This is a genomic window from Paraclostridium bifermentans (genome assembly GCF_964259345.1).
Taxonomy (GTDB): Bacteria; Bacillota; Clostridia; order Peptostreptococcales; family Peptostreptococcaceae; genus Paraclostridium; species Paraclostridium bifermentans_B.
This window is the reverse complement of sequence record NZ_CAXVJR010000004.1, coordinates 379,700-400,348: the sequence shown is the minus strand read 5'-3', so window position 1 is coordinate 400,348 and position 20,649 is coordinate 379,700. Positions and strand designations below refer to the sequence as shown.

The 20,649-nt window shown below is 25.9% G+C and carries 24 protein-coding genes; 16 read left to right on the top strand and 8 right to left on the bottom strand.

Annotated elements, in window-relative coordinates:
• Positions 1-19 precede the first annotated feature (19 nt).
• Entirely contained in the window at positions 20-196 is a 177-nt protein-coding gene (locus tag ACEXNK_RS10390; protein WP_373601357.1) for a hypothetical protein, read from the bottom strand.
• A 193-nt stretch (positions 197-389) separates the two neighbouring features.
• Between ACEXNK_RS10390 and ACEXNK_RS10385 the strand changes: the two genes are divergently transcribed.
• Positions 390-1,559, top strand: a complete 1,170-nt coding sequence (locus tag ACEXNK_RS10385) for an AI-2E family transporter (RefSeq protein WP_373601598.1) — start codon at positions 390-392, stop codon at positions 1,557-1,559.
• Between the two features lie 164 nt (positions 1,560-1,723).
• Here the strand turns inward: ACEXNK_RS10385 and ACEXNK_RS10380 are convergent, their stop codons facing one another.
• Both ACEXNK_RS10380 and ACEXNK_RS10375 read right to left on the bottom strand, forming a co-directional pair.
• Complete coding sequence (locus tag ACEXNK_RS10380) at positions 1,724-2,005, bottom strand: hypothetical protein (protein WP_373601355.1); 282 nt, start codon at positions 2,003-2,005, stop codon at positions 1,724-1,726.
• Positions 2,006-2,075: 70 nt separating this feature from the next.
• On the bottom strand, positions 2,076-2,660 hold the full coding sequence (locus ACEXNK_RS10375; RefSeq protein ID WP_373601354.1) for a DUF2284 domain-containing protein: 585 nt from the start codon (positions 2,658-2,660) through the stop codon (positions 2,076-2,078).
• Positions 2,661-2,816: 156 nt separating this feature from the next.
• Here ACEXNK_RS10375 and ACEXNK_RS10370 point away from each other — a divergent pair, with 156 nt between their 5' ends.
• On the top strand, positions 2,817-3,713 hold the full coding sequence (locus ACEXNK_RS10370; protein ID WP_373601353.1) for a glycoside hydrolase family 73 protein: 897 nt from the start codon (positions 2,817-2,819) through the stop codon (positions 3,711-3,713).
• Between the two features lie 29 nt (positions 3,714-3,742).
• On the opposite strand, the gene ACEXNK_RS10365 is transcribed toward ACEXNK_RS10370, so the two are convergent.
• Positions 3,743-4,963, bottom strand: a complete 1,221-nt coding sequence (locus tag ACEXNK_RS10365; protein ID WP_373601352.1) for a VanW family protein — start codon at positions 4,961-4,963, stop codon at positions 3,743-3,745.
• Positions 4,964-5,112: 149 nt separating this feature from the next.
• Between ACEXNK_RS10365 and ACEXNK_RS10360 the strand changes: the two genes are divergently transcribed.
• From ACEXNK_RS10360 to ACEXNK_RS10335, 6 genes are read left to right on the top strand one after another with little or no spacing between them, the layout of a single operon-like run.
• Complete coding sequence (locus ACEXNK_RS10360; RefSeq protein WP_373601351.1) at positions 5,113-5,757, top strand: histidine phosphatase family protein; 645 nt, start codon at positions 5,113-5,115, stop codon at positions 5,755-5,757.
• Positions 5,758-5,769: 12 nt separating this feature from the next.
• The gene (locus ACEXNK_RS10355; RefSeq protein ID WP_373601350.1) at positions 5,770-6,975 is read left to right on the top strand and encodes an NAD(P)/FAD-dependent oxidoreductase; all 1,206 of its coding nucleotides are present in this window, start codon (positions 5,770-5,772) and stop codon (positions 6,973-6,975) included.
• A complete protein-coding gene (aroH, locus tag ACEXNK_RS10350) occupies positions 6,975-7,340 on the top strand; it encodes a chorismate mutase (RefSeq protein ID WP_373601349.1) in 366 nt (121 codons plus the stop codon). Before ACEXNK_RS10355 ends, aroH begins: the two co-directional genes overlap by 1 nt.
• A gap of 13 nt (positions 7,341-7,353) precedes the next feature.
• On the top strand, positions 7,354-8,001 hold the full coding sequence (gene cmk / locus ACEXNK_RS10345; RefSeq protein WP_373601348.1) for a (d)CMP kinase: 648 nt from the start codon (positions 7,354-7,356) through the stop codon (positions 7,999-8,001).
• 18 nt (positions 8,002-8,019) lie between these two features.
• On the top strand, positions 8,020-8,619 hold the full coding sequence (locus ACEXNK_RS10340) for a lysophospholipid acyltransferase family protein (RefSeq protein ID WP_373601347.1): 600 nt from the start codon (positions 8,020-8,022) through the stop codon (positions 8,617-8,619).
• A 14-nt stretch (positions 8,620-8,633) separates the two neighbouring features.
• Complete coding sequence (locus ACEXNK_RS10335; protein WP_373601346.1) at positions 8,634-9,473, top strand: 4-hydroxy-3-methylbut-2-enyl diphosphate reductase; 840 nt, start codon at positions 8,634-8,636, stop codon at positions 9,471-9,473.
• Between the two features lie 41 nt (positions 9,474-9,514).
• Here the strand turns inward: ACEXNK_RS10335 and ACEXNK_RS10330 are convergent, their stop codons facing one another.
• Positions 9,515-10,741: an aminopeptidase gene (locus ACEXNK_RS10330; RefSeq protein ID WP_373601345.1), complete on the bottom strand. Its 1,227-nt coding sequence runs from the start codon at positions 10,739-10,741 to the stop codon at positions 9,515-9,517.
• A 431-nt stretch (positions 10,742-11,172) separates the two neighbouring features.
• Here ACEXNK_RS10330 and ACEXNK_RS10325 point away from each other — a divergent pair, with 431 nt between their 5' ends.
• From ACEXNK_RS10325 to ACEXNK_RS10315, 3 genes are all read left to right on the top strand, one after another.
• Entirely contained in the window at positions 11,173-12,129 is a 957-nt protein-coding gene (locus ACEXNK_RS10325) for a magnesium transporter CorA family protein (protein WP_373601597.1), read from the top strand.
• A 127-nt stretch (positions 12,130-12,256) separates the two neighbouring features.
• Entirely contained in the window at positions 12,257-13,975 is a 1,719-nt protein-coding gene (locus ACEXNK_RS10320) for a flavocytochrome c (protein WP_373601439.1), read from the top strand.
• A gap of 88 nt (positions 13,976-14,063) precedes the next feature.
• Positions 14,064-14,891, top strand: a complete 828-nt coding sequence (locus tag ACEXNK_RS10315; RefSeq protein WP_373601438.1) for an alpha/beta fold hydrolase — start codon at positions 14,064-14,066, stop codon at positions 14,889-14,891.
• Positions 14,892-15,127: 236 nt separating this feature from the next.
• On the opposite strand, the gene ACEXNK_RS10310 is transcribed toward ACEXNK_RS10315, so the two are convergent.
• Positions 15,128-16,243, bottom strand: coding sequence for a tyrosine-type recombinase/integrase (locus tag ACEXNK_RS10310; RefSeq protein WP_373601437.1), 1,116 nt, complete (start codon positions 16,241-16,243; stop codon positions 15,128-15,130).
• Between the two features lie 244 nt (positions 16,244-16,487).
• Positions 16,488-16,793, bottom strand: coding sequence for a DUF1540 domain-containing protein (locus ACEXNK_RS10305; protein ID WP_373601436.1), 306 nt, complete (start codon positions 16,791-16,793; stop codon positions 16,488-16,490).
• A gap of 166 nt (positions 16,794-16,959) precedes the next feature.
• Here ACEXNK_RS10305 and ACEXNK_RS10300 point away from each other — a divergent pair, with 166 nt between their 5' ends.
• The 3 genes from ACEXNK_RS10300 to trmB all read left to right on the top strand — a co-directional run bounded on the left by ACEXNK_RS10300 (position 16,960) and on the right by trmB (position 19,270).
• Positions 16,960-18,048 carry a leucine-rich repeat domain-containing protein gene (locus ACEXNK_RS10300; RefSeq protein ID WP_373601435.1) on the top strand — a complete coding sequence of 363 codons (1,089 nt, stop codon included), beginning with the start codon at positions 16,960-16,962 and terminating at the stop codon, positions 18,046-18,048.
• 377 nt (positions 18,049-18,425) lie between these two features.
• Entirely contained in the window at positions 18,426-18,554 is a 129-nt protein-coding gene (locus tag ACEXNK_RS10295) for a hypothetical protein (protein ID WP_373601434.1), read from the top strand.
• Positions 18,555-18,628: 74 nt separating this feature from the next.
• The gene (trmB, locus tag ACEXNK_RS10290) at positions 18,629-19,270 is read left to right on the top strand and encodes a tRNA (guanosine(46)-N7)-methyltransferase TrmB (protein WP_373601433.1); all 642 of its coding nucleotides are present in this window, start codon (positions 18,629-18,631) and stop codon (positions 19,268-19,270) included.
• Positions 19,271-19,279: 9 nt separating this feature from the next.
• On the opposite strand, the gene ACEXNK_RS10285 is transcribed toward trmB, so the two are convergent.
• Positions 19,280-19,558, bottom strand: a complete 279-nt coding sequence (locus tag ACEXNK_RS10285; RefSeq protein ID WP_373601432.1) for a hypothetical protein — start codon at positions 19,556-19,558, stop codon at positions 19,280-19,282.
• 180 nt (positions 19,559-19,738) lie between these two features.
• Here ACEXNK_RS10285 and ACEXNK_RS10280 point away from each other — a divergent pair, with 180 nt between their 5' ends.
• Both ACEXNK_RS10280 and ACEXNK_RS10275 read left to right on the top strand, forming a co-directional pair.
• Entirely contained in the window at positions 19,739-19,942 is a 204-nt protein-coding gene (locus ACEXNK_RS10280; protein WP_373601468.1) for a hypothetical protein, read from the top strand.
• A 77-nt stretch (positions 19,943-20,019) separates the two neighbouring features.
• The gene (locus ACEXNK_RS10275; RefSeq protein ID WP_373601467.1) at positions 20,020-20,607 is read left to right on the top strand and encodes a hypothetical protein; all 588 of its coding nucleotides are present in this window, start codon (positions 20,020-20,022) and stop codon (positions 20,605-20,607) included.
• The last annotated feature ends 42 nt before the right edge of the window (positions 20,608-20,649 follow it).

Here is a 20,649-nt window from a genome sequence, read left to right as displayed (position 1 = left end):
GTAGTCGGCTTTTATTTTATTATTTACTGTGTTTTTCAGGGTGGCAATTCTCAGAGTAAACTTCAGGTGATTTTTTTAATGTAGATGTCCATTGGTTATTAGTTGCATCTTTTTCTTTAACACCAGTTTTACTAGTTAAAGAGTTTATGCCTCCTGCCCATTGATTATTACATTCACTTTTACACTTTTTAGCCATTTTAAATTCTCCTTTTAAAAATATATTTATAATTATTTTGAGCAGCTAATTATAAAATATACTTTTTAAATAAAGATATGTAAATCTCTTTAAAATAGTATATAATGGTTGTAGATATATTATGTTGATACTAAATATTATTTAATGGTTAGTATCAATTAAAAAGAAATTTACAATTAAATAGGAGGAAGAGATGAAATTAGATTGGAACAGTAAATATACAACAATATCTCTATATTCGTTTATAGTTATTTGCTGTAGTATTATTTTTTATCGCATTGTGTGGGATACGAGTGTTTTCACAGGGAAGTTGAGTGACATTATGTCAACATTACAACCATTTATAATAGGCGGTGTAATGGCTTACTTACTTAACTTTATTTTAGTATTTATTGAAGACAAGCTATTTAGTCTTAAAAAATTAAAAAATCTTAAACATAGAAGTAAAAGAGCATTAGGGCTTGTAATTACATACCTAATTGCATTTATTTTACTAGGACTATTTATACAATTTGTATTGCCTCAGTTAGTTGAGAGTATTATGGGATTAGTTAATGACATTCCAACTTACCTTGCTAATTTATCAGAATTAGTTGATAAGTATACAAGGGATTTAAACGTTAATGAAGAATATTTAAATCTAGCGATTACTAAGTTAACAGATTTAGTAAACTATGTTATAAGCGTGGCAGCTGGATTAATTCCTGTGTTAGGACAAGCTTTAGGTATAGTTGCTTCAAGTATATGGAATATAATCCTAGGGCTTATTGTATCGATATACTTACTTATTGATAAGGAAAAATTCTGTGCTTTAGGAAGAAAAGTTGTTTGTGCTTGTTTTAATGAAAAACAATCTAGAAGAATATTAGAGTTAGTGCATAGAAGTAATGATACTTTTGGAAGATTTTTAAGTGGAAAGATAATAGATTCAGCTATAATAGGTGTTCTAACATTTATAATACTGACTATATTTAAAATGCCATATGTATTATTGATATCAGTTATTATAGGTATAACTAATATAATACCATTCTTTGGACCGTTTTTCGGAGCAATACCTGCAACCATAATAATATTATTTGTATCTCCAATAAAAGCATTATGGTTTATATTAATAATAATAGTTATACAACAGTTAGATGGTAACATAATAGGACCTAAAATACTTGGAGATTCTATAGGAATATCAGCATTCTGGATATTATTCTCACTTTTAGTAGCTGGTAAAGTCTTAGGATTAGTTGGCATGATTATAGGAGTTCCTTTATTTGCTATAATTTACTCTATAATAAAAGAAATAGTAGAAGATAAATTAGATAAAAAAGGTCTTCCTATAGATACCAAGGATTATATGAATAAATAATTTTTAGTAATCTACCTAAATTTTTTAGGTAGATTTTTTCGTACGTATAAAATTGTTTAGATACTTTTAAGTTGGGTATCTATAAAAAATAGTGTGTAGATAGTTTTTTTATTTGACGATTAAAAGTGAGCAAAGAATATTCTTTGCTCACTTTTGTGTTTTAACTACATTAATTTATTTCTATTTGAATAATCTTTATGTCTATCATTATCATAACTTAGCTTTGCATTGATACTTACAGTTCGTCTATCTCTATGATGCTTTATTTCTAAATCACTAAACTCTGCATCATCTGCAGTGTTTCTTAGATAATTTCTAACTACATCTTCAGCTGCTTGATGATCTACATCTTCATATGTTTTGAAGTAAGTATTTTCTCCTATTTCAAGCGTCAAATCATAGTTACCATTATCTAATCTATTTCTCATTTCACTCATATTATCCATTAGTTTACCTCCAAATTAAATAATGTAGTCTTAAATAAGTTTCTCCAAAGTAAACTAATTTTATTAGAAATTATATAAGTTTTAATATTGAATTTTTAAAAATGTCTTCACTGATATTTCCGTTAAAATTTATAGATCCTAGTACAGTACAGTAACTATGTTCATTATCTTTATTCCAAATAATAGAATGATTCAGTATATCCTTACATACTTTATCTAAATCAATTCCCATAGCTTCCATACTAAATCGAATTTTATCAGGAAATCTACATGGTAGGTTTTGTGTATATGTGCATTCATCACAATACCTACAACGTCCACCATCAGTTAAAAGACCATTAAACTCTTTTTCAAGAGGTATAAGTAAATCCGATAAAACACGTCTTAAGTAAGGGTGTATATCGTTTATACTTGTATCATTATCTAAAGTCATATACATTGCTATTACTAAAGATTTTTCATAATTACTAGTATAATCAGTAAAACGTGGACTATTTGGTGGACATGTATAGCTTAAATTGTAATGAGGACAACCTTCCTTACAAAGCTTAGTAAAATATTCAAAATCCATATATTTAGATAAGTTTTTATTTTTACATATATTTGCTTTTAATTTAATTTCATTACCATCTTTATTAAAGTTTAAAGTTATCATTTTTTTACTCCTATATATTATTTTAATTAAATACTAATCTTTATAATTTATGGTGTCAATATTGTATCTTACAACTTTGTTACAATAATTATACTTATATAATGTTATAATTATTTAGACACTTAAAGTAGAGTTATTAGCAAGGAGGATGTATAGTTGAATAAAAAGAAAATAGTAATAGGTTTTATAATAATTACTTTATTATTAGTTTTTGCTTTGTTTATAAAAATATTAAATTTAAAAGAAATAAAAAAATATCAAATAGATGTAAGTAAGTTTATAACATGTGTAGATGAGGTTAGTTATTCAAAATCTCAAGTTAATTGGAAAAATGTAGCTAGTATAATAGGCGTTGAACATAATAATAATTTTAAAAATGTTAATGATGACGAAATAAAAAAAATATCTGAGTTATTTATTATTAAAGAAGAAAATACATATAAAATAGATAAATTGGAAAATGTACTGGAAAAATTAAATTTTAATAGTAAGCAAATTAAGAGAGTTCATAATTACATAAACGATTTAAAATATTATGGGTTAAAGCCATCACGACTTAATCCTGATACTAAATATATGAAGTTTATAAATTCAATAAAAGATAGTTCTATAGATAACTATGAAAAGTATAATATATTGCCATCTATTACTATAGCTCAAGCTATACTTGAGTCAAATTGGGGAGAATCTGAATTATCAGCTAAATATAATAATTTATTTGGAATAAAGGCACATTCTTCATGGAAAGGTGATTCTGTAAACATAGAAACTAGTGAATATTACGATAAAGTTATAACAGATGAGTTTAGAGCTTATAAATCTAAATCTGAATCTATAAAAGATCACGCTAAGTTTTTAAGTGAAAATCCAAGATACAAAGATGTATTAAATAAACATACATATATAGATCAGGCTCAAGCATTACAAGATGCAGGTTATAGCACAGTTTCTGATAAGGATGGTAATCTTACATATAAGAATCTTTTAATTCAAATAATACAACAATATAACTTACAATTAATTGATAGTAAAGTACAAGAAATAAAGGGATAGAATAAATTCTATCCCTTTTATATTATATATTATTTTTTCTTATATATATTTTTATTTATAAGTTCTTCTCTTATCTTATTTCCTTCTTCATCAAGATATATTCTATAAGTATCAACTTTTATTTTTTCTTTTTCATAATTACTTTTAGTAGTTATATATATTTTTTCTCTATCATCGTTACAACCATATATTTTTGATGTTATAATACCTTTATTAACTACATTTTTTATATAAATAGGATGTTTTAAGGGGTTTTTAAATTTAAAGTCTGTATACCCATAAGAAACAGCTGCGTCACGTCCAGCAGGAGCATATCTTGATATAAAAGTATGATTATGAACTTCCGTAATATCCATACCTGAAAGCAAGCAGGCATTGTATATAGTTGTAGAAACTTGACAAACACCTCCTCCTTCTCCATTTACATACTTTCCACCAACTATAACTTTAGCAGTCTTATACCCATTATGCCATGTTCTAGCACCTGTAGCTTTATTATATGAAAACTCTTTATGTGGCATTATCAAGATATCACTTGTATCTTTAGCTGCAACATAAATATTATTTCCTCGAGCTGTAGTATGATTAAAAGTTGTGCTAAATTGTCCAAGTACTGTATCTATAGAGTTAACATCTTCTGTAGATATTTTAGGAGTTATTGTATTTACAGGAATATCTATATCTTCTAATTTTTTATTTTTAATCATATCATATATATTTTCTTTTAACTTAATCTTATCTACTTCTTTTCCGTTTTTAGATTCTGTTCGTATAATCTTATTAGTTTCATCTACATTTATAGTTGCATCCTTTTCATTTATATTTATATCATTGCATATTTTACTTATTATATTTGTGAGTTTTTGTTCGTTGTATGTTGCTACTAAAGGTATAGTATAGTCGTTATTTGTATTTAGACTAATTTTTCTTTTAATATTATCAAAACTATTTTCACTTCGTGTATACAAATAAGCTTCTTTTACTGCTTTGTCTATATTAAAATTTAAGTCTATATCTTTAGGTTTTATTTTGTATGTTTTATTATCATAACTTAAATTAATATTTTTTTCTTTATATTTACGCTGAATTGAATTATATGCATCTTCAATGTTTAAAGTTGATACGTTTACATCTTCTATGTATATATTTTTATATATATAATTATCATTAAATTTACTAGTTTTCCCTATGCCTAATAAAAACACTTGTAAAATAATTATAATCATTAAATATTTATACTTATATTTCATACTTTAAATACTCCTTTATAATTATTATTTATATATATTGTCCTTATATATAGATTTGTATGTTTAAGTTTTTAAATTTGTCAAATTATGATATAATAAAATTTTGATAAGCGTTAAAACTAAAGACGTACAAATATAGGAGGCTACTTATGGCGAATACATTTTATATAGTAAGACACGGTCAAACTAATTGGAACATTTTAGGTAAAACTCAAGGTCATGGAAATTCCGATTTAACACCTAAAGGAGAAGAGCAAGCAAAAGAATTAGCAGAAAGTTTATGTGAAAATCATAATATAGACTATATATTTTCAAGTGATTTAGGTAGAGCTGTTCAAACTGCTGAAATTCTTGGGAAAAGTTTAAACATTGAGGTGAATGAAACTCCTGCACTTAGAGAAATGGGATTTGGTAAGTGGGAAGGTTTATTAATAGACGAAATAAAAAACGAATATGCAGATGTATATAAAACTTGGAGAAATGAACCTCACTTAGTAAATATACCTGAAGGAGAAACACTTCATATAATAAAAGAAAGAGTAGACAATTTCATAAGTGAGCTTAATGAAAAGTACGATAATAAGCATATATTACTTGTAACACATTCTGTAACTGTTAGAGTTATGCTTTTATCTTTCTTAAATTCAGGAATGGAAAATATATATAGAATAAAGCAAGATAATACTGCTTTAAATATTGTAGAGTACAGAGACTACGGACCAGTTATAATAAAAATGAACGATACTACTCACATAAAAAACAATGAAAAAATTAATAACTCAGCACTTGAGTAAGGAGATATAAATATGTCAAAGGTTATAGTTATTGGAGCAGGTCCTGCTGGAATAATGGCAGCTATTTCGGCTTCAAAGCAAAATGAAGTAACATTAATAGAAAGAAACTCTGAAATCGGTAAAAAGCTTAAACTTACTGGTGGTGGAAGATGTAATATAACTAATAATAGAAATATAGAAGACTTTTTTGATAAGGTTGTTAATAATAAAAAGTTTTTATATAGCTCTTTTTATACTTTTTCTAATTATGATTTATTGCAGTATTTTAGTAAAAATAATTTAGAATACAAGGTTGAATATGATGAAAAAGTATATACAAAGTCTGATAAAGCAGATGAAGTTATAGAAATACTTAGAAATGATTTGTTAAAAAATAAAGTTAAATTGTTATACAATAAAAAAGTATGTGATTTAATAGTAGAAAATAATGAAGCCAAAGGTGTTATAATAGAAAATGGTGAAAAAATATATGCTGATAAAATCATAATTACTACTGGTGGTAAAAGTTATCCAGCTACAGGTTCTGATGGGTCAATGTTTAGAGTATTAGAAAACTATGGACATACTATAAAACCACTTTATCCAGCATTAATCCCTTTAGTTACTAAAGAAAGTTTTATTAAAAACCTTCAAGGTGTCTCTATGAAAGATGTAAATATAAGTACTAAAATTAAAAAGAAAAAAATAGATATGCAAGGTGACATGATATTTACACATTTTGGAATATCAGGACCAGGGGTTTTAAAGTTTTCTTCATACATAAATAAAGCTTTAGACAATGGATCTATTGAAATAAATTTAGATTTTTTACCTAATATTTCAAAAGAGGAAATATCTAAAATAATAAGAGAAAACCCTAACAAAAATATTTTAACAAATTTAAAAAGTATATTACCTCAAAATTTTGTAAAAGAAATTTTAAATTTACTTAATTTAAGTGATGTAAAGCCTAATGAGTTGAAAAAAGATGATGAATTAAAAATTGTTGAATATATAAAAGAAATGAAATTAACTGTTTCTGAAATGCTAACTATAAAAGCTGCTATGGTAACAAGTGGTGGAGTTAGTGTAAAAGAAATAAATTCATCAAATATGGAATCTAAATTAATTAAAAATTTATTCTTTGCTGGAGAAGTTATAGATATAGATGCAGAAACAGGCGGATATAATCTTCAAATAGCTTTTTCAACAGGATACTTAGCAGGAAGTGATTATTAATGAGAGTATTGGCAATTAGAGGAGCGACGACAGTTAAAAAAAACTCTATAGAGGAAATATTAAATGAAACTAAAATATTAGTAGAAACTATAATAAATAAAAACAATTTAGATACAGATGATATAATAAGTATGGTATTTACAATGACTAGTGATTTGGATTCAGTATATCCTTCTGTTGCGGTTAGAGATATATTAAATATTCATGATACGCCATTACTAAACTTTGAAGAGAAGTATATACAAGGAAGTCTTAGAAAATGTATAAGAGTAATGGTTAATGTAAATAGCAAGAAAACTAAAAATGATATAAAACACATATATCTAAATGAAGCAAGAAAATTAAGACCGGACATAGTTGAATAGGAGTGAAGTAATTATGAAAAATTTAGTAATAGCAGTAGATGGACCAGCAGGAGCAGGTAAAAGTACAATAGCTAAAATTGTTGCAGATAAATTAAATATTAACTATATAGACACAGGAGCTATGTATAGAGCTATAACATATAAGGTATTACAAAACAACGTAGATGTGAATGATGAATCTACTATAGTAGAATTAGCTAAAAATAGTGATATAGATTTTAAAGATAATAATATATACCTAGATGGTAAAATATTAAAAGAAGAAATAAGAACTCCAGAAGTTAGCAATAATGTATCTAATATTGCTCAAATAAAAGATGTTAGATATTTAATGGTAGATGTTCAAAGAGAAATAGGAAATAGAAGCTCTGTTATATTAGATGGTAGAGATATAGGATCATATGTATTCCCTAACGCTGATTATAAGTTTTTCTTGGTAGCTTCTCCTAATGAAAGAGGAGAAAGAAGATATAAAGAACTTGTAAAAAAAGGATATGACATTACTTTAGACGAAGTTATTAAGGATGTAATAAGAAGAGATGAAATAGATTCTAATAGAGAATTTGCACCTTTAGTTAAAGCAAATGATGCTATTGAAATTGATACTACAGGTAAAAGTATAGATAATGTAGTTGATTTAGTTATTAATAAAATAAAGTAACCTTGAAGGGAGATTAATGTGAAGTTTTATAATGTTGTAACGGGAGTTTTAAAAGCTTTCTCAAGTATATTTTTTAAATTTAAAGTAATAGGTATTGAAAATATACCTAAAGATGGACCAATAATATTAGCTGCAAATCATAGGTCTAATTTAGACCCTATATTTTTAGCTGCATCAATGCACAAAAACAGAGTAGTTACAGCTGTTGCAAAAAAAGAATTATTTAAAGTAAAGCCTTTAGGGTATATTCTAAATAAAATCAATGTTATACCTGTTGATAGAGATAATCCTACACCTTCTACTATAAAAAGTATATTAAAAGTTTTAAGAAGTGATGGATGTATAGGAATCTTCCCAGAAGGAACTAGAAATAAAGATATAGGATTTTTGGAAGCTAAAGCAGGACTTGGAATGTTTGCTGTAAAAGGAAAGGCTTTAGTTGTTCCTATTTCTATAATTAGTACTTATAAAATCTTTAATAGAGTAACTTTATATATAGATAAACCGATATCTTTTGAAGAATACTATAAAGAAAGACTTACAGGTGAAGATTATCAAAGATTATCACAGAATGTATTAGAAGTTATAAAAGAAAATTATTATGAAAATGCTAAATAGAGAGGGGATTGAATATGGAAGTTAAAATAGCTAAAAATGCTGGTTTTTGTTTTGGAGTTAAAAGAGCTATGAAAATGGCTTGGGATGAACTTCAAAATAGTGATGATGGCATATATGCTCTTGGTCCACTTATTCACAATAAGCAAGCAGTTTTAAAATATGAAGAAAATGGATTAAAAACTATAGATAAGGTTGATGATGTTCCCTCTTCAAATAATATGATTATAAGAAGCCATGGAGTGGGGGAAACTGTATATATAGAATCTGAAGATAAAAATATAAATATTATAGATACTACGTGTCCATTTGTAAAGAAGATACATGAAATAGCTAAAAAGTATTATATAAAAGGATATAAAGTAGTTGTTATAGGAGACTCTAAACACCCTGAAGTTATAGGAATAAATGGATGGTGTAATAATGAGGCTATTATAATAAAAACATTAGAAGATTTAGAATCTATTGAATTAGATAAATCTAATAAATATTGTATAGTAGCTCAAACTACTATAAATGTAGATTTATATAATAAAATAGTTGAAGCTTTATCTAATAAGTTAAATGATGTTGTATTTAATAATACTATATGTTCAGCGACTAAAGTAAGGCAAGAAGCTGCAAAAGAGATTTCTAAAGAAGTAGATATGATGGTTGTGGTTGGAGGAAAACATAGTTCTAACACACAAAAACTTGTTCAAATATGTAAAGAGTATGTTCCTACTTTAGCCATAGAAACTGTAGATGAGTTAAATGAGAATGACTTTAAAGGATATAACACTATAGGATTAACAGCAGGAGCATCTACTCCAGACTGGATAATAGAAGAAGTTGTGGGTTACATAAAGTCTCTATAAACTAAAAATAGTAGCTATACAATTAGTATAGCTACTATTTTTTATGCCCAATTTCCACCTTTAAATATTTCTATCTCTTTACCATCATAAGTTATACCTACTATATTTAAGTCTTTAGAACCAATCATAAAATCATCATGAGTGATACTATCATTTATACCGTATTTATCCATTTCTTCTTTAGAAATTTCACTTCCATTTTCAATACTTGTTTTATAAGCACTACCTAGAGCTAAATGACAAGATGCATTTTCATCGTATAAAGTAGTATAATAAACTATACCAGTATTAGATATAGGCGAATTATTTTCAACTAATGCAACTTCACCTAGATAACAAGAACCTTCATCTAACTCTATAAGTGATTTTAATGATTCATAACCTACTTTAGCAGTATAATCTACAACTTTACCATCTTTAAAAGTTAATGTAAAATCATCTATTATAGTTCCGTTATATATAAAAGGTTTAGTATTGGATACAATACCATTTACTTTATATTTATGAGGTAGTGTATAAACTTCTTCTGTAGGCATATTTGCATTAAACAAGATTCCATTAGGATCTTTGCTAGCGCCTCCAGCCCAAATGTGACCTTTAGGTAATTCTATATGTAAATCAGTTTTAGAAGATTTATAATGAAGCTCTTTAAAGTTATGATTATTTAAAAATTTAACTTTTTCGTTAAGTTTAGCATTATGTTCATTCCAAGCTTTTATAGGATCTTCTTGATCTATCCTAGTACATTTAAATATATACTCCCATAGCTTATCAACAGCTTTATCTTCCGTTAAATCAGGGAATACTTTACATGCCCATTCTTTACTAGGAACTGATACTATTGTCCATCTTATTTTATCAGTTATAATAGCTTCTCTCCAATTAGGAATGCTTTTACTATATGCCTTACTAGATTTTTGCATTCTGATAGGATCAACATCTTTAAATATTGTTGGATTAGAAGAGTCTATATTTATAATACAAGCACCTTGTTCTAATAAATAATTATATTTTTCAATTTTCCACTTAGGAAATTCATCAAATACTTCTTCTGGAGCTTTAAGGTATCTTATTAAAGAACTTTCTTCATCATTCCATTCAACTTCAACATCCTTAGCACCTAGTTCATATGCTATAGATATTATTTCTCTAGCGAACTCTTTGCATGATAAAGGTGCTCTTAGAAGAAGGATTTGTCCTTTTTGTAAATTCACACCTACTTCTACAGCTAACCTTGCATATTTATTTAAATTATTTTTAAAAGTCATAGAAACCTCCATGTATATTTATTTTCTAATTTAATTATATAACAAGTTTTTATGAGATGGGGGTTTGTACTTGATAAAAATAATATTTTATATAATAAAAAGTAATAATTTAAAAAGTACTTTTTATTATAGTTTACATAATTTTATTATTTTATACGATATTCGTATTTTATAAAAAGAATTACATTTAAATAGATTTTATACTATTAAAATTTTAAAATTTATATTTGTAATACATTTATACTAAATGTTTTGTAAAACCTCTTAAAATCGAATTTAATCCCTTTATTTTTTTAAAAAATAATCGAACAAATGTTCTTATGAGGTTTAATTGTCATTTTAGTATTTTTATATACAAATGCTAGGTATTTCACGTGAATTAATTTTGATACTTATATGCATAATATACTTATAGTAAATGGAGTGATTATATGGATATTTTAAATTTAAATACTAAAGCTTATTTAGATGAATTTTATAAAGGGTTTTATAATAAAAATCAGTCTTATTTAATATTATCAACACCGTATGAACTTGGTAAATTACAAAATATTTTAGATATAGATGAAATAACATTTAAAGATTGTTTAGACTTTGATGATAATATACGTTTAGATCTATTTAATAATTATGATTTTTTAAGTCTTAATACATTTGAATTAATAAATAAAAAAGCTGTTATTAAAGAGATTAATATATATTTAGCGGATAATTATATACTTGTTGTTTCAGATAAAGACCATTATATATATAATTATGTAATAAAACTAATTAAAGAAAACTTAGTAGTTGATAAAACTCCTGTTGTTGCTTTATTCAAAATCAATTATTTAATTTTTAAAGAGGTAATTGTAAATGGATTTGAAACTTTAGAAAAACTAGAAGATATGATATTAGATATGGAGGATAAAATGTTAGAAGGTGTAGAAGATAAGCATTTTCACGAGATAAGTTATATAAGAAGTTTAACTAGAGACATAGTTAAAAATATAAGGCCTCTTCTTTATATAGGTGATAGAATACTAAAAGATAACATAAGATATTTAACATATTCTAATATAAAAAAACATAACCTTGATAACTTACAAAGTATAGATTTTGGAATAGATAAACTTTATAATTTTGCAATATCAACGAGAGAATTAGCTGATAAATTGCTAGATATATATTCATCTCAAGTTGCTGAAAAAACAAATAATTTAATAACTAAATTAACTTTGCTAACAGCAATTTCAGCACCTCTTACAATAATAACAGGAATTTATGGGATGAACTTTGAATTTATGCCAGAGTTAAAATGGCATTATGGTTATTACTTAACTTTGACTATTATGCTTTTAATAATGTTTATAGGAATTTTAATTTTTAAATTTAAGAAATTTTTGTAAAATTAAACAAATTCATGTTTTAAATTCAAAATAGTTTGACATAAAACTATATTTAGATGTATAATTAGTTTGGTGGTAAACTAATTTACCTTTAAGTATAAATTGAAATTACATCTGGAGGAATATTATGAATTACAAAGACGGAAAATACATAGGAATAGGAAATGGATACGGTGGAGAAATAAAGTTAGAAGTTAGTATAGAAAACTCTACTATAAAAAATATAGAAGTTATATCTCATAACGAAACTAAAGTTATATCAGATCCTGCATTTGAGCATGTTTTAGCAAATATAGTGAAAGAAAATACTATCCTTGTTCCAAATGTATCAGGGTGTTCAATGAGTTCAAGAGGATTAAGAGAATCTGTTAAAGAAGCATTAATACAAGCTGGAGGAAATAAAGAGCAATTAGAAAATTTAATACTAGAAGCTGAAACTTTAGAAAAAATAGGTGCTAAAAGAGTTAATATAAAAAATAATGAAAAGTTTGATGTAGTTATAGTGGGTAGTGGAGGAGCTGGGCTTTCTGCAGCTATAGCTTCTTCTAAAGAAGGTGCTAAAGTTGTAGTTTTAGAAAAAATGAATACTTTAGGCGGAAATACTTTAGTATCAATGGGTGGAGTAAACATACCAGGTAATGATGCTCAAATAGCTACTAATGTTATAGATAGTAAAGAAAGTTATTACGAAGATATAGTTACTGGTGGAGACAACGAAAGTAATTTAGATCAAGTTGACATATTGGTCGAAAATGCATTAACAACATATAACTGGTTAAAAGATTTTGTTGGTGTTGAATTTAAAGAAAATAAGCTTATCCATTTTGGAGGACATAAAGTCCCAAGAGCAGCGGTATTCAAAGGTAAATATGCTATAGAACTTATAAGCAAACTAAGAGAAAAAGCTATAAGCTTAGGTGTTAAAATAGTTAATGGTGTTGACTGCCAAAGCTTAATATGTGATGAGAGTGGTAGAGTAGTTGGAGTAAATGCTAATGTTTCAGGAAATCAAATAAGTATAAATGCTAATTTTGGAGTTATACTTGCTACTGGAGGTTTCAGTGGGAATATAGAAATGAGACAAAGATACAACAAGAATTTAGATGAAAGATATAAAACTACTAATGTTAGTGGAGTAACTGGGCAAGGTCATGTTATGTGTGAAGAACTTGGAGCAAAATTTGTTCATATGAACTACATTCAAACATTCCCTATATCTAATCCAAATACAGGAGAATTATCACATGTTGGTGGGGCTAGATTTGACGGAGCTGTAATGGTTAATAAATCAGGAAAAAGATTTGTTGAAGAGCTTGAAAGAAGAGATGTTGTTTCTGAAGGTATATTAAATCAAGAAGGAAATGTTGCTTACTTAGTATGGGGACAAGAAGTTGAATCTATAAATAATGGGGTTACAGCTAATGGGGCTGAAGTAACTAGACTAAAAAAAGATAAGCTATTTGGAGAGTTTAACTCAATAGAAGAAGGAGCAAAGTTCTTTAATATAGATGAGAATATGTTAAAAGAAACTATTAACAAATATAACAAATATGTTCAAAACGGAAAAGATGAAGACTTTAATAGAAGAGGTAAGTTAGTTTCTATAGAAGAAGGGCCTTTCTATATACAAACTATAGCACCTGCAGTTCACCATACGATGGGTGGGGTTAAAATTAATGCTAATAACCAAGTATTAAAAGAAGATGAAAATGTTATAAACGGTTTATATGCAGCCGGTGAAATAGTTGGTGGTACTCATGGTACAAATAGACTTGGAGGTAACGCTATAACTGAAATCTTAGTATTTGGTAAAAGAGCAGGAGAGAGTATAGTTAAAAATAAATAATAATAGTAACTTTAAAATAGGAGTATGATACTACATACTCTTATTTTTTTGATATAATAGTACCATTGAAATTATATAGGAGGCAAATATGTTTATAAAAACAAAAGATAATTTAAGTTTATATGTAAATAAAGTTGGAACGGGTGCAAATTGCATATATATACACGGAGGACCTGGTGCATGGAGTAAGGATTTTGAAGTATTTTGTAAGGATTATTTATCTAAAGATTTAACTATGTATTATATGGATCAACGAGGTTGTGGAAGGTCAGAAGGAGATGAGTACTCTGACTATTCAGTAGATGCCATCATTGATGATATTGAATGTATAAGAAAGAAATTTAATATTGATAAGGCTATATTGCTTGCACATTCATTTGGAGGAATACTAGCTACTGCATATGCTCACAAGTATCCTGAAAATATTAAAGGAATTATACTTATGAACTGTACACTAGACATGAAAGAATCTCTTAAGAGCCAAATATTAGAAGGTTGCAAAATATTAGGAGTAGCTAATATAAATAATAATAAAGACTTAAAAATTTCTTGGCAAAATATAATACAAGAACTTTTAGAATGTAATCTTTATTATAAACTGCAATATTCAAATTTTGATAACTATTTAAAGGTAAGTGAGATAGATAAAGGAATATTAAATACCTCTATGGCTGAACAATCTTTTTCTAATGACAGCTACTTTTATGATTATAGAGATATCAGTAAAGAAATTAAGACTCCTACTTTAATTATCAGTGGTGAAGAAGATTTAGCTATAGGTTCTAAACATTATATGACTTTTAATTTTAAAAATTATGATTTGAAAATTATAAAAGGTAGGCATGTACCTTATATAGAAAATACTACAGAGCTAATTAACAGTATAAGGGAATTTATAAATAATCTAGTAGAATAAGTTTGAATAAATAATTTTTAAAATAAACATACTCTTAATAAAATTCAAAATACTTACTAAAAACCATTTTAGTTTACATAATATAATTATATTGAATCTAATTTGTGTTTTTTACAATATTAACGAATAAAATCCATTTAAATCAATTTTAAAAAACTAAAGCTTTATTTATGATTAATTATCCACATTAATAAAAACACACCTTTTAAAACTGATTTTAAAAGGTGTGTTTTGCTTTAACCTAAATTAAATAATACTTCTGAAATTTTATCGCTAGCTTCTTTATCCATTTCTTTTAGAACATGAGAATAAATATTTAAAGTTGTATTAATATTAGAGTGACCAACTCTTTCTGATATTACTCTAATAGGAACTTTAGAATTTATAAGTAAAGTTACATGAGAGTGACGAAGATCATGAAACCTTATATGTTTTAAATTATTTTCTTTCAAAAATCGGTTGAACTTTTTGCTTAAAACATCTTGCGCTATAGGATTTTCATTTTTATCGAAAAATAATAAGTTAAATTCATTTTTAATTTTACCTTGTAACTTCATTTCTATTTGTTGCTTTTTATAATTTTTAAGTCTATTCATAAGTTCTATAGGCGCTGAAATAGTTCTTTCTGAACTTTCTGTTTTAGGATCTTTTAGTATAACTTTACCGTCATTTCTTACAGTAATCTTATCTACTGTTACGGTATTATTATTAAAATCTATGTTATTCCAAGTGAGTCCTAAAATTTCTGATATTCTAAGTCCTAATCCACTAGCTATAAAAATGGGTAATTCTAGAGAAGTTCCTACACATTTTTCAAGAAGCTTATGCAAATCAGCTTGATTATATATATCATTTTTAAACTTTCTTACTCTAGGAATTTCTATATATTCAACTATATTTTCTCGAATCAACTTTAATCTATATGCTTTTTTCATAGCTAATTTAAGTATGTTAATATGGATTTTTATTGTTTGAGGAGTAAGTATTCCTACTAAATCATCCACATAATTTTGTATATGAATAGGTTTTAAATCTTCTAATTTATATCTTCCTAACATAGGAATTATATATTTATTACATATTCTAAGGTAACAATTATATGTAGTTATTGATATATTTACTTTATATTTTTCTACAAAATCAATCAAAAATTTTTCTAAAGTTAGCGTACTTGGGAGTAATAAATCATCATTATATATGCTATCTTTTATTTCGGTTAACTTCTTAGAAGCATCTCTTTTTTTAGGATATGACCCCATATTTTTTTGTATTTTTTTCTTGCTTTCAGGATCTTTATATTCTAAATAAACTATGTAGTTTTTGCTTCTTTTTCTTATAAATGCAAAACTCATCTCTTTCCTCCAATAAATAACATTATAGTATTTATTGTAACATAAAAACAAAATAAAAAACATTTAAATATCTGACATATAACTGACATAAAATCCAATTAATACTATGTATACATTGAAATAACTACATTTTATTTTTTGGACATAAAACTATATATTTTATGTCTATATGCTTTTAAAAGGTATATCTAAGAATTGAATTTTCGAAGAAGCTATTAAATTCTTATAGATATACCCCTTAAAACTACTTAGCTACAAAGCTACAACAATTAGTTTGTTTATAATTTTTAGCGTCACTTCCAGACACAAATATGTTATAGCAGTTACATTCTAAATTGTTATTGTGAACACATCCAATAGCATTACACATTATATGTTCACATTCACTTTCTATATCACTTTGTATGTTTTTATGAACACTTATAAAAGAAGTACAGTGAACATCTTTTATATTACGAGGATTAGGACCATCAACTTTTATAGACCCACTATGACAGTTTCCATTTCTATTGTAGCAACATGTAGTTGCACTACAGTTAATCTTTGACATAAAAATACCACTCCTTATAGAATTTAGTCTTTATTAGTAGTATGTACATAAATCGATTAAAAAATTGATAAAATTAAGTACTATTTTATAGTTATATATTTAGTGTCATGTAACCATCAATAGCCATATATTATATTGTGACTACTATATAAAGGAATGATAGACATTGGAAAAGAAATCTAAACATTCATACATCAGTAATAACTTAAAATTAGCTTTATCTAAAAAATTTAATATGCCTATATCAGAAATAAACATAGACTTTATGAAAACTTTAAAAGAAATTGATTTGCATGGATATAATATAAAGGATATAAAAGGTATAGAGTTTGCTATAAATGCAACTTATATAAATTTAGCTAGGAATAATATCCATAATGCATCTTATTTAGGAAAACTAAAAAATCTAGTTCACTTAGATTTAAATGAAAATAAAATAGAAGATATAGGTTTTATAAAAAAAATGAAAAATTTAAAAAGTGTAGGTTTAGAAAGTAATAATATAAAAAACTTACCTAAACTTACCAACCCTAATTTAACGATGCTAAATTTAGATAACAATAACATATCAGACTTAACAAATCTTTCTGAATTAAATTTAAATATTTTAAATCTATTGGTGAGCGATCAATGCATAGTTTTAGATCCATTGGAAGTAGATATAGGGAAGAGTGTTTTTTTTAAGTCAAATATACATTGGAATAAAGATATATTAGTTCCTTTAGATAATATTCAAGTAAGTGGTAAATATGATGCAATACACACCGATGAAAGACCTTCTATACTATATTCTATCTCGGAAGTTATAATTAGAAATATTCAATCTAACTGCTTGCTTAAAGTGGATTTTTATTATGAAAATTCAATGGATGTTTCACAAATTTTAAGTGGTACAATAATACAACCTATTTATTTGAATAGAAATTCAATTTATAGTTCCAACGAAAATATTGATATAGAAACCTCTCAAATACAAGGAATTTTAAAATATGCAGATGAAAAACTTAATACAAAACATATAAAATCTCACTTTTCTAATAAAACAATTACACTTATAAATGAATATGGAGAAAAAATATATTCACTAACTAATGATTTAGGAGAATATACTTTTAATAAGATTAATAAAGGCAAATATACATTATTATTTCCGGTTTTATCAGAACATATATATACAACTGATAGCATTTATGTTTTAAATATAAAGACTAAAGGTAAATACATCATAAATGCATTGACAGAAGTAATAAGCTAAAAGAGTAGTAATTAATTATTACTCTATTTTTTTGCACTTTTTGAAAAATTAACAAAATAGGATATATTTTAGAAAAAATGTTAAATTTTTAAAGAAAAAAGTTTGATTATATACACTGTATGGGTATATAATATATATAAATTTGTTTTTATATAAATTTTAATAAATAATAGGAAGGATGTATTTAAATGAAAGTAAAAGTTGCAGATACTGCTGTAAGTACTTTAAAAGATATTTTATCTGATAATCAAGATAGACCTAAAACTATAAGAGTTTATTTCGCAGGTGTTGGATGAGGCGGTCCATCATTTGGACTTGCTCTGGATGAGCAAAACGGAGATGATTTAACATATGAAGTAGAAGGATTAAACTTCATAATGAGTAAAGAGGATTATACTAACTATGGAGATATAGTTATAGAAGATACTGGATATGGATTTAGAGTTGCTCCTGAGAATCAAGCTGACGGTGGATGCGGCGGGGGATGCTCAGGTTGCGGACAGTAATAATTATTTAAGGAGTATTGGGAGACCAATACTCTTTAATTTTGAGTGATAAATTAAACAATAGGAGTTATATTATGAGAAGACGTAAGAAAAAAGATGCAGACATTAAATTATTAAGTTATACTAACTACGTATTAAAAGGTGATTCTATAGATTTAAAAAACAAGTGGTGTGATAAGTTTAAAAATAACAATCCAATACATGTAGAGTTTGGAACTGGTAGAGGTAAATTCATTACTACTCTAGCTAAACAAAATCCTCATATAAACTATATAGCTATGGAAATAAAAGAAGAAGTATTGCTAAAAGCGGTAGAAAAAGCTGTAGAAAATGAATTAGATAACATACTATTTGTATGGGGAGATGTAAATAACATACTAGATTATTTTGGAGAAGGAGAATTATCTAGAGTCTATGTTAATTTCTGTGATCCATGGCCAAAGAAGAGATGGTATAAAAGAAGGTTAACTTATAGAGGATTTTTAGAAAATTACAAAAAACTATTAAATGACTCTGGAGAAATCCATTTTAAAACAGACAATGAAAAGCTATTTGAATTTAGCTTAAATGAATTTTCAGAAGCTGATTTAAAAATGAAGAACATAACATTAGATTTAGCTAATAGTGATTATGACGGAAATGTAACTACTGAATATGAAGATAAATTTATGTCTTATGGAATGAAGATCTTTAGAGTAGAGGGTATGAAACGATAAAAAATGGAGTTAAAAAACTCCATTTTTTCTATTTATACAGTAAAGTCCAAATAAAACTATTAATATGTATATAAAATATAATACTATTCTAATGCTTTGAAGACCAATACCAAATATATCATGTATAAAAGTCGCATCAGGTAGTAAGACTAAAATAGCCGATATTGAAATAAGTAATGGATTTATAACTATTTGTTTATCACTTCTTAAAATCATAATTTTCCCAACCCATACAAAAGATAAAATGAAAAATACAATTTTAAGTATAAATTCAACGGTATTTACCATAATCAGACTCCCTTTTATTGATTATAAATTATGTATAAACTACAACATATAAAAAGTATACACAAAATTCTTACTTTTATCAAATTAAATTTATAAATACAATTTAAATATGCATATATAAGTATTATAATTTTAAGTGAATCTACATAATATAAATAAAAACTAATAAAGGAGTTTATTATGTGTATAAATATATCAAGAAGTAATACAAATTTATCTGATGAAATGTCTATTAAGGATTATGAATTACTAAAACAAATTTACAACTCTATAAATGATAGCAACTCAGAATCTACAAAAAGCTTAACTGAACAATTAATTTTAAATAATAAAGAAAATCAAAATATAGAGTACCTTAAAGAAGCTATAAATAATTTAAAATAATTTTAAAATTCTTTAATATAGATGTCCCCTAAAGCATATTATCTTATATAATAACATTTTAATATGGGGGATTTATTATGGATAGAGCTTTTTTAAATTGGTATACTCAATCCTTTGGAGGAATTGTAGGATTGATTATATGTATGATAGCTTACTTAAATGGTAATATGGCTGTATATGGAAGTATCTTACAAAGGCTAGATGAAATAGGTTTAAGTGGATTAGTAGCTAGCTTTTTTTTATTTCCACTTTGTATATGTGTAGTTATTTTAGGTGCTTTAGAATCTACAATATCTAATGATAAATTTTCAATTTTCAATAAGTCTTTAGTATGGTCAACAGTAATTATAGGTTTTTTAGGTGGAAAAATGTTTTTTATAATTCCTTCTATGTTTATATTATTTAAATTTTATAGCCGTTATATATTAAAACCTCAAAATGAAATAGTAAATGTAAATAGTACAACATTAGAGAATTGTAAGGTCAAAAAAGTACATACTAAAAAAACACCAAATTCTAAAGAGATTCAGAAGAAGTTAAGAAAAACTAAGATTGAAATAGCCATAGAATTATTATTAAAAGATGCAGATAAAAATTTTATAATGGAAATTACAAACCTTACTTCAAAGGAATTGGAATCAATAGAGCGAAAGTTAAAACAATAAAAGTGTTACTTTTTTATAAAAGTAGCACTTTTTTCTTTTAAA